A 12986-nucleotide genomic window follows, 5' to 3' on the forward strand; every position below is an offset into this window, starting at 1 on the left:
CCATGTCCCGCGTTACCTTGAGTCGCTATTTGATTGAGCAGACCCGCAGCAACAACACGCCTGCCGATCTGCGCTTCCTTATCGAAGTGGTGGCGCGTGCCTGCAAGGAAATCAGCCACGCCGTGTCCAAAGGCGCACTGGGTGGTGTCCTGGGCAGCATGGGCACTGAAAACGTGCAAGGCGAAGTGCAGAAGAAGCTCGACGTCATCTCCAACGAGATCCTGCTCGAAGCCAACGAATGGGGCGGTCACCTGGCCGGCATGGCGTCCGAAGAAATGGACAATGCCTACCAGATCCCGGGCAAATACCCGAAAGGCGCGTACCTGCTGGTGTTCGACCCACTGGACGGCTCGTCCAACATCGACATCAACGCACCGGTTGGCACCATCTTCTCGGTACTGCGTTGCCCGAACGAATACCTGAGCCAGAACGAAGCCCTGAACGAAAAGGCCTTCCTGCAGCCAGGCACCGAGCAGGTCGCTGCCGGTTACGCCATCTACGGCCCACAGACCATGCTGGTGCTGACCCTGGGCGACGGCGTCAAAGGCTTCACCCTGGACCGCGAAATGGGCAGCTTCGTACTGACCCACGAAGACATCACCATTCCTGCATCCACCCAGGAATTTGCGATCAACATGTCCAACCAGCGCCACTGGGAAGAGCCGGTCACGCGTTACGTGGGCGAGTTGATGGCGGGCGAAGAAGGCCCGTTGAAGAAGAACTTCAACATGCGTTGGGTCGCCGCGATGGTGGCTGACGTGCACCGTATCCTGACGCGGGGTGGCTTGTTCATGTACCCACGTGACAGCCGCGAGCCGTCCAAGCCAGGCAAACTGCGCCTGATGTACGAAGCCAACCCAATGTCCTTCCTGGTCGAGCAAGCGGGCGGCGCGTCCACCGACGGCCACCAGCGCATTCTCGACATTCAGCCCGAAGGCCTGCACCAGCGTGTGGCGGTGTTCTTGGGTTCCAAGGAAGAAGTTGAGCGCGTGACGGCCTACCACAAGAAGTAAGTCTTCGCGATAAGTGATCGGCGTTGTTGTGAGCCGGTTCACCCTTGAAGAAGCCCCGAAACGTTTCAGCGTTTTCGGGGCTTTTTTGTTTTTGCTCATCGGGAACCAGAAACCTCTTTTCCCTTCTAAGCTTCTGGCAGACCCCCATGCTGCTCAGTCCCTCCAGGAGTTTTTCCATGTCGTTACGCCGTCTCTCCCTGCTGGCTTTTTGCGTGCTGTTGGCCGCTTGCAGCAAGGTCAACCAAGAAAATTATCAAAAATTGTCGGCTGGCATGGCCAAGACAGAGGTCGAGTCGTTGCTGGGCAAGCCGACTGATTGTTCCGGCGCACTGGGCATGTCCAGTTGCACTTGGGGCGATAAAAACAGCTTTATCAGCGTTCAATATGCCGGTGACAAGGTTCTGATGTTTTCCGGGCAAGGCCTGAAGTAAACCGGGGCGAAAGCCTGCGGGAGAAGAAGAATGATCCGTTTTGTTTTGTTCCTTTGCGCCAGCCTGTTTTTGGCGGGCTGCGCCAGCCATTCTGGCGATGATCTGCAACCCAAGACCGCGAACAACGTCAACCTCAAGCGTTACCAGGGCACCTGGTATGAGTTGGCGCGATTGCCGATGTACTTCCAACGCAACTGCGCACAGTCCGAGGCGCGCTACACGCTGCTGCCGGATGGCGATATGTCGGTGTTCAACCGCTGCCTGACGACCGAATGGAAGTGGGAAGAAGCCAAGGGCACGGCCACGCCGCAAGTGCCGGGCAAGACCGACAAGCTCTGGGTGGAATTCAATAACTGGTTTACCGCCCTGTTGCCCGGCGTTGCCAAGGGCGATTACTGGGTGCTGTACGTCAGCGATGACTACAAGACCGCGATTGTCGGCAGCCCGAGCCGGCGTTACATGTGGATCTTGTCGCGCACGCCGACGGTCAATGCGGACACCCGCGAAGACCTGCTGAGCAGGGCGCGGCAGCAGGGGTATGACACCACACGGCTGATCTGGCGCACGTCGGACAAGCAGATGGCGAAGACTTCGCAGTAACTCTGGACCAGCGCCAATCCAATGTGGGAGGGGGCTTGCTCCCGATTGCAATGTGTCAGTCAGCACGTCTGAAACTGATACACCGCCATCGGGAGCAAGCCCCCTCCCACATGGGTTATGGGTTGCCGGTTAGCCCAGCAAATCCCTCAAGACCTGCGTGAACGCCCGGCTGCTTTCTTCCTCGCCGGCATGATGTCCGTCCCGCACCACCCACTTGCCGTTGACCAGCACATCACGCACTTGCCGATCACCGCCTGCGAACAGCCAGCGATTGAGAATCCCGTCCTCTGCCGCTGTCGCCAGGTAAGGGTCGTTACCGTCCAGCACAATCCAATCCGCACGCTTACCCACTGCCAACTGACCAATCGGTTGTCCCAATGCCTGGGCACCACCGTCCAGCGCGGCATCAAACAGCGTGCGGCCGACCATCGGTTGATCGCTGCGATACAAGCGATTGCGCCGTTGATCACGCAAGCGCTGCCCATATTCCAGCCAACGCAGTTCTTCCACCACGCTCAGTGATACGTGGCTGTCGGAACCGATGCCCATGCGTCCGCCCTGGGCGAGGTAGTCCACCGCCGGGAAAATCCCGTCACCCAGGTTGGCCTCGGTGGTCAGGCACAAGCCGGCAACTGCACGGCTCTTGGCCATCCGTGTCACTTCGTCTGCGTCGGCATGCGTGGCGTGCACCAGGCACCAGCGTTCATCGATGTCGACATTGTCATAGAGCCATTGCAGCGGGCGCTTGCCGCTCCAGGCCAGGCAGTCGTCGACTTCTTTCTGTTGTTCGGCGATGTGGATATGCACCGGGCACGCCTTGTCGCTGGCGGCTAGCACGTCACTGATTTGCTGTGGCGTGACCGCGCGCAACGAGTGGAAGCACAGGCCCAACTGCTGCGCCGGTTGCGCCGCGAGGACCGGCTGCAGGCGTGCTTGCAGGTCCAGGTAGTGTTCAGTGCTGTTGATAAACCGGCGCTGGCCCTCATTGGGCGCCTGGCCGCCAAAACCGGAATGGGTATAGAGCACCGGCACCAGCGTCAGGCCGATCCCGCTGCTGGCCGCTGCCTGGCTGATCTGGCGCGACAGTTCCGTGCGGTCGGCATACGGCTGGCCGCTGACGTCATGGTGCACATAGTGAAACTCGGCCACGGACGTGTAGCCGGCCTTGAGCATCTCGATGTACAGCTGGCGCGCGATCACCTGCAATTGATCCGGGTTGATCTTGCCCACCATGCGGTACATCAGGTCGCGCCAGGTCCAGAAACTGTCATTCGGGTTGCCGGCGACTTCGGCCAAACCGGCCATGGCACGTTGGAATGCATGGGAGTGCAGGTTCGGCATGCCCGCCAATACCGGGCCTCTCAGCCGTTCGGCACCCTCTGCGCTGGCATTGGCCTCAACCTGTGTCAGCAGCCCATCGGCGCTGACTTCAAGACGTACATCATTGGCCCATCCATTAGGCAGCAGCGCGCGTTCGGCAAAGAAAGCGGACATGATCAAGGCACCCCGGTCGTGTGTTTATTTGTATATACATATACAGACGTTTGCCTGCTCGGTAAACTCCGGCAATCTATGCATCTTTTCCCCCTGCAAGGATTCCCTGTGCCGACTCCGCCCGCCAAGTCTCCACTGGCTGCCCACATGGACGAAAGTCCGGCGCCCTTGTATGCCCGTGTCAAACAGATGATCAGCCAGCAGATCCTCAACGGCAACTGGCCGCCCCATTACCGCGTGCCGTCGGAGAGCGAACTGGTCAGCCAGCTGGGTTTCAGCCGCATGACCATCAACCGCGCCCTGCGCGAGCTCACCGCCGAAGGTCTGCTGGTGCGCATGCAAGGCGTGGGCACTTTCGTCGCCGAGCCCAAGAGCCAATCCGCGCTGTTTGAAGTTCACAACATTGCCGATGAGATCGCCTCTCGCGGTCATCGCCATACGTGCCAGGTCATTACCCTGGGTGAAGAGGCCGCCGGTTCCGAGCGCGCTGTCGCCCTGGAAATGCGCGAAGGCGGTCGGGTGTTCCACTCGCTGATCGTGCATTTCGAAAACGATATCCCTGTGCAAATCGAAGACCGCTTCGTCAACGCCCTGGTCGCGCCGGAATACCTGCAGCAGGATTTCACCCAGCAGACGCCCTATGCCTATTTGAACCAAGTGGCGCCGCTGACCGAAGGTGAGCACGTGGTTGAAGCCATCCTCGCCGACGCCGCCGAATGCAAGTTGCTGCAGATCGAGCCTACCGAGCCATGCCTGTTGATTCGCAGGCGCACCTGGTCTGGCCGTCAGCCGGTGACTGCTGCGCGTTTGATCCACCCCGGTTCCCGTCATAGCTTGGAAGGACGTTTCAGTAAATGAGTGCAATAAGCGTCTGGCGCGCCGTCGATTACGTGCGCATGCCGTGGAAAAACGGCGGTGGCAGTACCGGAGAAATCACCCGTGATGCAGGCACCGGCCTGGAGGGTTTTGGCTGGCGCCTGTCGATTGCCGATATTGGTGAGTCGGGCGGGTTTTCCAGCTTCGCCGGCTACCAGCGCGTGATCACCGTGATCCAAGGTGCCGGCATGGTGTTGACCGTTGATGGTGAAGAGCAGCGCGGGTTGTTACCGCTGCAACCCTTTGCGTTCAAGGGTGACAGCCAGGTGTCCTGCCGATTGATCACGGGGCCGATCCGCGATTTCAACCTGATCTATTCGCCAGAGCGTTACCACGTGCGGTTGCAGTGGGTGGATGGCGTGCAGCGGTTTTTCAGCACGGCGCAGACGGTGTTGGTGTTCAGCGTGGCGGATGAAGTGAAGGTGTTGGGCGAGAAACTCGGCCATCACGATTGCCTGCAAGTGGACGGTAACGCTGGCTTGCTGGATATCTCGGTCACGGGCCGTTGCTGCCTGATCGAACTGACCCAGCGCGGTTAAAAAATGTGGGAGGGGGCTTGCCCCCGATGGCGGTGGATCAGTCGGTACATCTATGACTGAAACACTGCTATCGGGGGCAAGCCCCCTCCCACATTTGTTTTTGCGCTGTTTACATAATCTGTTTCCAGTCCTCGCACCAATTTGTTACCGAATGCCCCAGCGTGGCGCAAAACCTCGCTCTGGTGACAAACCTCCCTCGCCGTAAACCTGCCTCTTAAGAAATTTCATCATGCCTTGAAGCCTTAATTTCCAAGGCTTGCACGCACTTTCCAAAAAAATCCAAACACCTCGCCCAGAAAGTTGGCCGCTCGATTGCATATGCTTGTATGTACAAGTAAAGATGTGTGCGTAAGAGTCGTCTTCGCACCCGCCAAGCATGCGCATCGATCGCCGAGGAGTCCTAGCTGTGACCAAGCCTACAAAATACCGTGACGTCGAAATCCGTGCCGCCCACGGTAACAAGCTCACCGCCAAAAGCTGGCTGACTGAAGCGCCGCTGCGCATGCTGATGAACAACCTCGACCCGCAAGTGGCCGAGAACCCAAAAGAATTGGTGGTGTACGGCGGTATCGGCCGTGCGGCACGTAACTGGGAGTGCTACGACCAGATCGTCGAGAGCCTCACCCACCTGAACGACGACGAAACCCTGCTGGTGCAATCCGGTAAACCGGTCGGTGTGTTCAAGACCCACACCAATGCCCCGCGTGTACTGATCGCCAACTCCAACCTGGTGCCGCACTGGGCGAGCTGGGAACACTTCAACGAACTGGATGCCAAGGGCCTGGCCATGTACGGCCAGATGACCGCCGGCAGCTGGATCTACATCGGCAGCCAAGGCATCGTCCAGGGCACCTATGAAACCTTCGTCGAAGCCGGTCGCCAGCACTACGATTCAAACCTCAAAGGCCGTTGGGTGCTCACCGCCGGTCTCGGCGGCATGGGCGGTGCCCAGCCGTTGGCTGCAACCCTGGCCGGTGCGTGCTCGCTGAACATCGAGTGCCAGCAGGTCAGCATCGATTTCCGCCTGAACAGCCGTTACGTCGACGAACAAGCCACCGACCTCGACGACGCCCTGGCGCGCATCGCCAAATACACTCAGGAAGGCAAGGCCATTTCCATCGCCCTGCTGGGTAACGCGGCGGAAATCCTGCCGGAACTGGTCAAACGTGGCGTACGCCCGGACATGGTCACCGACCAGACCAGCGCCCACGACCCACTCAACGGCTACCTGCCGGCCGGCTGGACCTGGGACGAATACCGCGCCCGCGCCAAGACCGAGCCCGCCGCCGTGATCAAGGCCGCCAAGCAATCGATGGCCGTGCACGTCAAAGCCATGCTCGCGTTCCAGAAACAAGGCATCCCGACCTTCGACTACGGCAACAACATCCGCCAGATGGCCCAGGAAGAAGGCGTGGAAAACGCATTCGACTTCCCAGGCTTCGTACCGGCCTACATCCGTCCACTGTTCTGCCGTGGCGTCGGCCCGTTCCGTTGGGCGGCACTGTCCGGCGACCCGCAAGACATCTACAAGACCGACGCCAAAGTCAAAGAGCTGATCCCGGACGACGCCCACCTGCACAACTGGCTGGACATGGCCCGCGAACGCATCAGCTTCCAGGGCCTGCCGGCGCGTATCTGCTGGGTTGGCCTGGGCCAGCGCGCCAAGCTCGGCCTGGCGTTCAACGAAATGGTGCGCAGCGGCGAGCTGTCGGCTCCGGTCGTGATCGGCCGTGACCACTTGGACTCCGGCTCGGTCGCCAGCCCGAACCGCGAGACCGAAGCCATGCAGGACGGCTCCGACGCTGTGTCCGACTGGCCGCTGCTCAACGCCTTGCTCAACACCGCCAGCGGCGCGACCTGGGTCTCGCTGCACCACGGCGGCGGCGTGGGCATGGGCTTCTCCCAGCACTCCGGCATGGTGATCGTCTGCGACGGTACCGACGAAGCGGCCGAGCGGATCGCCCGCGTACTGCACAACGACCCGGCCACCGGGGTGATGCGTCACGCCGATGCCGGCTACCAGATCGCGATCGACTGCGCCAAGGAACAGGGCCTGAACCTGCCGATGATCAAGTAACCCAGGGGGGAGGGGGCAAGCCCCCTCCCACATTTGATCTGCAGTGAACCAGAAAACAATCCATCAGAGGTTGAACAACATGGCTGCAAATGACACCACCCCGTTGATCGAAAGGCGTTCGATCGACTACATCCCGGAAGTGGAAAGACACGGTCGTCTGTTGAGCCAGTTCACCCTATGGATGGGCGCCAACCTGCAAATCACCGCGATTGTCACCGGGGCCCTGGCCGTGGTGCTGGGCGGTGATGTGTTCTGGTCGTTGATCGGTCTGTTGATCGGTCAACTCATCGGCGGCGGTGTCATGGCGCTGCATGCGGCGCAAGGTCCCAAGCTTGGCCTGCCGCAGATGATCTCCAGCCGGGTTCAGTTCGGCGTTTACGGCGCGGCCATCCCGATCGTGCTGGTGTGCCTGATGTACCTCGGTTTCACCGCCACCGGCACCGTGCTTTCCGGCCAGGCGCTGGGCCAGTTGTTTGGGGTCAGTGACAGCGTCGGCATCCTGATCTTCGCCAGTGTCATTGTGCTGGTCACCGTGCTGGGTTACCGGGTAATCCATTTCATCGGCCGCGTCGCCAGCGTCATTGGCGTGATTGCCTTTGTCTACCTGTTCAGTCGCCTGGTGAGCCAGACCGACGTTGGCGCCCTCCTGCAAATCCGCCACTTCAGCTGGAGCAGCTTCTTGCTGGCGGTGTCGCTCGCGGCCTCCTGGCAGATCGCTTTCGGCCCTTACGTGGCGGACTATTCACGTTACCTGCCGAGCGCGACGTCTTCGGTGAAAACCTTCCTCGCCGCCGGCGCCGGTTCGGTCATTGGCGCGCAGGTGGCGATGGTCCTTGGCGTGTTTGCCGCGGCCATGTCCAACGGGCAGTTCGCCGGTCACGAAGTGGCCTACATCGTGGGTTTGAGCGGCACCGGTGCCACCGCTGCGCTGCTGTACTTCAGCATCGCGTTCGGCAAGGTCACCATCTCTACGCTGAACTCCTACGGCAGCTTCATGTGCATTGCGACCATCATCAGCGGCTTCCGTGGCCGCCTGGAGGTCACGCGCCTGCAGCGTCTGGTGTTCGTGTTGGTCATCGTCGGTACCGCGACCCTGATCGCGTTGCTGGGCCAGCACTCGTTCCTCGGTGCGTTCAAGTCTTTCATCCTGTTCCTGCTGGCGTTCTTTACGCCCTGGAGTGCGATCAACCTGGTGGACTACTACTGCATCACTCGCGAGCGTTATGACGTGCCGGCGCTGGCCGACCCGAACGGTCGCTACGGTCGCTGGAACCTGCTCGGTATCAGCGTCTATGTGTTCGGCGTGCTGGTGCAATTGCCGTTCATCTCCACCAAGTTCTACACCGGCCCCTTGGTGGCCGCGCTGGGTGACGTGGACATTTCCTGGATCATCGGTCTGGTACTGCCAGCAGCCCTGTATTACCTGTGTGCGAAAAAATGGCACGGCACAGTGCCCGATCACCTGATCCTGCCGGTAGAGCAGGGCGCTACACCAACAACAAACGGGCTGGCCGCACAAGCCTGATGGGACGTGGACAGGGCAGGATGCCTACTGACTGCCGTAATCCATTTCAAGATTGGGAGCGTCACAACAATGAAAATGCATAAGACCCTGCTGGCCACCTTGCTCTCTGCAGGTTTGCTGGCCAGCGCTGGCGCCCAGGCGGCCGGCTGGTGCGAATCCGGCAAACCGGTGAAATTTGCCGGCCTGAACTGGGAAAGCGGCATGTTGCTCACCGACATCCTGCAAACCGTGCTGGAAAAAGGCTACGACTGCAAAACCGACAGCCTGCCGGGCAACTCCATCACCATGGAAAACGCCCTGAGCAGCAACGATATCCAAGTGTTTGCCGAAGAATGGGTCGGCCGCAGTGAAGTCTGGAACAAGGCCGAGAAGGCCGGCAAAGTCGTCGGCGTCGGTGCCCCGATTGTCGGCGCCATCGAGGGCTGGTACGTGCCGCGCTACGTGATCGAAGGCGACGCCAAGCGCAAGTTGGAACCCAAGGCCCCGGACCTGAAGAACATCGCCGACCTGGCCAAATACGCCTCGGTGTTCAAGGACCAGGAAGAGCCGTCCAAGGGCCGCTTCTACAACTGCCCGGCCGGCTGGACCTGCGAGCTGGACAACAGCGAAATGCTGAAGAGCTACGGCCTGGAAAGCACCTACACCAACTTCCGCCCAGGCACCGGCCCGGCACTGGATGCGGCGGTGCTGTCGAGCTACAAGCGCGGCGAGCCGATCCTGTTTTACTACTGGTCGCCCACGCCGCTGATGGGCCAGGTCGACCTGGTCAAGCTGGAAGAAAAACCCGGCGTGGATAAAAGCGTGAGCATCAAGGTTGGCCTGTCCAAGGCTTTCCACGAGCAAGCCCCGGAATTGGTGGCCGTGCTGGAAAAGGTCAACCTGCCCATCGACCTGCTGAACCAGAACCTGGGTCGCATGGCCAAGGAGCGAATTGAGTCGCCGAAACTGGCGAAAATTTTCCTCAAGGAACATCCTGAAGTCTGGCACGCCTGGGTGAGTGAAGACGCAGCCAAGAAAATCGACGCGGCCTTGTAGGTCAAGCGTGCCCGGCTACCCTGAGGGGCAGCCGGGCGCCTGGCCACAACCCACTGGATCGAGAGCACGCTATGTTTCCTGAGAGTTTTACGTTTTCCATCGCCGACTGGGTCAACGGTTGGGTGGACTCACTGGTCACCAACTACGGTGATGTGTTCCGGCACATCTCCGACACCCTGCTATGGGCCATCGTCAACCTGGAAGGGTTGCTGCGCGCAGCCCCCTGGTGGCTGATGCTGGCCATCGTCGGCGCGGTTGCCTGGCACGCCACCCGCAAGGTGGTGACCACGGCGGTGATCGTCGGTTTGCTGTTCCTGGTGGGCGCGGTTGGCCTGTGGGACAAGCTGATGCAAACCCTGGCGCTGATGATGGTCGCCACGGTGATCTCGGTGCTGATCGGCATTCCGTTGGGCATTCTGTCGGCGCGCAGCAATCGCCTGCGTTCGGTGCTGATGCCGTTGCTCGACATCATGCAGACCATGCCCAGCTTCGTGTACCTGATCCCGGTGCTGATGCTGTTCGGCCTGGGCAAGGTCCCGGCGATTTTTGCCACGGTGATCTACGCCGCGCCGCCGCTGATCCGCCTCACTGACCTGGGCATTCGCCAAGTTGACGGCGAAGTCATGGAAGCGATCAACGCCTTTGGTGCCAACCGCTGGCAGCAACTGTTCGGCGTGCAGCTGCCGCTGGCGTTGCCGAGCATCATGGCCGGCATCAACCAGACCACCATGATGGCGCTGTCGATGGTGGTGATCGCCTCGATGATCGGCGCCCGTGGCTTGGGTGAAGACGTGCTCGTCGGCATCCAGACCCTCAACGTTGGCCGAGGCCTCGAAGCCGGACTGGCGATCGTGATTCTCGCCGTGGTCATCGACCGCATTACCCAGGCCTATGGTCGTCCACGGCACGAGGCGAGCAAATGACTACTGTCAGCAAAATCGAAGTTAAAAACGTCTTCAAGATCTTCGGCAACCGCTCCAAAGAAGCGCTGGCGCTGGTTGGCCAGGGCAAGACCAAGGATCAGGTACTGGCCGAGACCGGTTGTGTGGTCGGCGTGAACGACCTGTCCCTGAGCATCGGCACCGGTGAGATCTTCGTGATCATGGGCCTGTCGGGCTCGGGCAAATCCACCTTGGTGCGCCACTTCAATCGCCTGATCGACCCGACCAGCGGCGCGATCCTGGTGGACGGCGAAGACATCCTGCAACTGGACATGGAAGCCCTGCGCCAATTCCGTCGGCACAAGATCAGCATGGTGTTCCAGAGCTTCGGCCTGCTGCCCCACAAGAGCGTGCTCGACAACGTCGCCTACGGCCTCAAGGTGCGTGGTGAAACCAAGCAGGTGTGCGCCGAACGCGCCCTGCACTGGATCGAAACCGTGGGCCTCAAGGGTTACGAAAACAAATACCCGCACCAGCTTTCCGGCGGCATGCGCCAGCGTGTGGGCCTGGCTCGCGCACTGGCGGCCGACACCGACATCATCCTGATGGACGAAGCCTTCAGCGCCCTCGACCCGCTGATCCGCGCCGAGATGCAGGACCAGTTGCTGGAGCTGCAAAAGACCCTGCACAAAACCATCGTATTTATCACCCACGACCTCGACGAGGCCGTGCGCATCGGCAACCGCATTGCGATCCTCAAGGACGGCAAGCTGATCCAGGTCGGCACGCCTCGGGAGATCCTGCATTCGCCGGCGGATGAGTATGTGGATCGGTTTGTTCAGCGGCGGGCGGCGGTGGTCTGACCTGGATTTGTTGGTGAGGCTGATGGCCTCATCGGGTGCAAGCCCCTCCCACATTGGCCCTGTGTTAACCCGATCAAAGGTGGGAGGGGGCTTGCCCCCGATAGGGCCGGTAAGGCTGCACAAGAATTGAAGAGAGTATGAAGATGCCCCAGGCAACAACAATCACCCTCGCCGACACCCCAATGCGCTGGCAGGACGTAGTCGCCGTCGCCCGCCACGGCGCGGTGCTCGAGCTCTCGGGCCAGGCCTGGGCGCGCATCGATAACGCCCAGGCCATCGTGCAGCGCATCGTCACCCGCGGTGAGCGCGCCTATGGCGTGAACACCGGCCTGGGCGCGCTGTGCAATGTGTCGCTCAAGGGCGAGCAACTCAGCCAGCTGTCGCGCAACACCTTGCTCAGCCATGCCTGCGGCGTCGGCCCGGCATTGAGCGACGAGCAGACCCGCGCGATCATCTGCGCGGCCATCATCAACTACAGCCATGGCAAATCCGGCCTGCATCCGCAAGTGGTGCACTCGCTGCTGGCGCTGCTCAACCACGGCATCACGCCGCAAGTGCCGTCCCAGGGCTCAGTGGGGTACCTGACCCATATGGCCCACGTCGGCGTGGCCTTGCTGGGTGTGGGCAATGTGAGTTACCGCGGTCAGATCGTTCCCGCTCAAGAGGCATTAAGTGCGGAAGGCTTGCAGCCGGTGGTGCTCGGCGCCAAGGACGGCCTGTGCCTGGTCAACGGCACGCCGTGCATGACCGGCCTGAGCTGCCTGGCCCTGGCTGATGCGCATCACTTGCTGCAATGGGCCGACGTGATCGGCGCCATGAGTTTCGAAGCCCAGCGCGGGCAGATCGATGCGTTCGATGAAGAAATCATCGCACTCAAGCCGCACCCTGGCATGCAGCATGTGGGGATGAACCTGCGCGCCTTGCTCGATGGCAGCGAAGTGATCGCCAGCAGCAAAGGCATTCGCACCCAGGACGCCCTGAGCATCCGCTCGATCCCGCAGATCCACGGTGCGGCGCGCGACCAGGTGGAGCACGCCACCCGTCAAATCGAGACCGAACTCAACAGCGCCACCGATAACCCGTTGGTGCTCGGCACACCGGACAACTATCGCGTGGTGTCCCAAGCCAACCCGCATGGGCAATCCGTGGCGTTGGCGGCGGACATGCTGGCGATTGCCATGGCTGAAATCGGCTCAGTGGCCGAACGCCGCCTGGATCGCCTGATCAACCCGCACGTCAGCGGCCTGCCGGCGTTCCTGGTGAGCAACCCCGGGGTCAACTCCGGGATGATGATCGTGCAGTACGTCGCCGCTTCACTGTGTGGGCAAAACCGCCAACTGGCGCAACCGGCGGTGCTCGACAACTTCGTCACCTCGGGCCTGCAGGAAGACCACCTGAGCATGGGCACCAATGCCGCGCTCAAGCTGCATCAGGTATTGGCCAACGTCACTCAGATCCTCGCCATCGAGTATTTGCTGGCGGCCCAGGCGTTCGAATTTTTGAAAGACCAGCACTTCGGCGTGGGCACCGACCGCGCCTGGCGCCTGTTGCGTGAAGTGGTGCCGGCCTATGAACAGGACCGCTGGCTGGCGCCGGACATTGCGGCGGCTGCCCAGGTGCTCAAAGACACCGCATTACCCAATTTGCACTGA

At 61.0% G+C, this 12986-nt stretch carries 12 protein-coding genes; 11 read left to right on the forward strand and 1 reads right to left on the reverse strand.

Annotation, left to right across the window (positions count from 1 at the left end):
- The first annotated feature begins 2 nt into the window (after positions 1 to 2).
- The 3 genes from QCBJ_RS01190 (at position 3) to QCBJ_RS01200 (ending at position 2044) form a co-directional block, all read left to right on the forward strand.
- Positions 3 to 1013: a class 1 fructose-bisphosphatase gene (locus QCBJ_RS01190; RefSeq protein WP_003237460.1), complete on the forward strand. Its 1011-nt coding sequence runs from the start codon at positions 3 to 5 to the stop codon at positions 1011 to 1013.
- 176 nt (positions 1014 to 1189) lie between these two features.
- On the forward strand, positions 1190 to 1444 hold the full coding sequence (locus QCBJ_RS01195; RefSeq protein ID WP_012721768.1) for a hypothetical protein: 255 nt from the start codon (positions 1190 to 1192) through the stop codon (positions 1442 to 1444).
- A 30-nt stretch (positions 1445 to 1474) separates the two neighbouring features.
- Positions 1475 to 2044: a lipocalin family protein gene (locus QCBJ_RS01200; protein ID WP_012721769.1), complete on the forward strand. Its 570-nt coding sequence runs from the start codon at positions 1475 to 1477 to the stop codon at positions 2042 to 2044.
- Positions 2045 to 2173: 129 nt separating this feature from the next.
- On the opposite strand, the gene QCBJ_RS01205 is transcribed toward QCBJ_RS01200, so the two are convergent.
- Complete coding sequence (locus tag QCBJ_RS01205; protein WP_102059964.1) at positions 2174 to 3538, reverse strand: formimidoylglutamate deiminase; 1365 nt, start codon at positions 3536 to 3538, stop codon at positions 2174 to 2176.
- Between the two features lie 78 nt (positions 3539 to 3616).
- On the opposite strand from QCBJ_RS01205, the gene hutC reads away from it, so the two are divergent.
- The 8 genes from hutC to hutH all read left to right on the forward strand — a co-directional run bounded on the left by hutC (position 3617) and on the right by hutH (position 12986).
- Positions 3617 to 4396: a histidine utilization repressor gene (hutC, locus tag QCBJ_RS01210; RefSeq protein WP_173390376.1), complete on the forward strand. Its 780-nt coding sequence runs from the start codon at positions 3617 to 3619 to the stop codon at positions 4394 to 4396.
- Positions 4393 to 4953, forward strand: coding sequence for a HutD family protein (locus QCBJ_RS01215; RefSeq protein WP_102059965.1), 561 nt, complete (start codon positions 4393 to 4395; stop codon positions 4951 to 4953). The genes hutC and QCBJ_RS01215 overlap by 4 nt, the downstream gene beginning before the upstream one ends.
- A gap of 406 nt (positions 4954 to 5359) precedes the next feature.
- Positions 5360 to 7030, forward strand: coding sequence for a urocanate hydratase (gene hutU / locus QCBJ_RS01220; protein WP_177410637.1), 1671 nt, complete (start codon positions 5360 to 5362; stop codon positions 7028 to 7030).
- A gap of 79 nt (positions 7031 to 7109) precedes the next feature.
- The gene (locus tag QCBJ_RS01225) at positions 7110 to 8555 is read left to right on the forward strand and encodes a cytosine permease (RefSeq protein ID WP_012721774.1); all 1446 of its coding nucleotides are present in this window, start codon (positions 7110 to 7112) and stop codon (positions 8553 to 8555) included.
- A gap of 69 nt (positions 8556 to 8624) precedes the next feature.
- Positions 8625 to 9590, forward strand: coding sequence for an ABC transporter substrate-binding protein (locus tag QCBJ_RS01230; RefSeq protein ID WP_012721775.1), 966 nt, complete (start codon positions 8625 to 8627; stop codon positions 9588 to 9590).
- Between the two features lie 71 nt (positions 9591 to 9661).
- On the forward strand, positions 9662 to 10513 hold the full coding sequence (locus QCBJ_RS01235; RefSeq protein ID WP_012721776.1) for a proline/glycine betaine ABC transporter permease: 852 nt from the start codon (positions 9662 to 9664) through the stop codon (positions 10511 to 10513).
- On the forward strand, positions 10510 to 11334 hold the full coding sequence (locus QCBJ_RS01240; protein ID WP_046034013.1) for a glycine betaine/L-proline ABC transporter ATP-binding protein: 825 nt from the start codon (positions 10510 to 10512) through the stop codon (positions 11332 to 11334). The genes QCBJ_RS01235 and QCBJ_RS01240 overlap by 4 nt, the downstream gene beginning before the upstream one ends.
- A 143-nt stretch (positions 11335 to 11477) precedes the next feature.
- Positions 11478 to 12986, forward strand: a complete 1509-nt coding sequence (gene hutH, locus QCBJ_RS01245) for a histidine ammonia-lyase (RefSeq protein WP_102059985.1) — start codon at positions 11478 to 11480, stop codon at positions 12984 to 12986.

Source organism: Pseudomonas sp. QC2, assembly GCF_002859085.1.
GTDB lineage: Bacteria > Pseudomonadota > Gammaproteobacteria > Pseudomonadales > Pseudomonadaceae > Aquipseudomonas > Aquipseudomonas petroselini.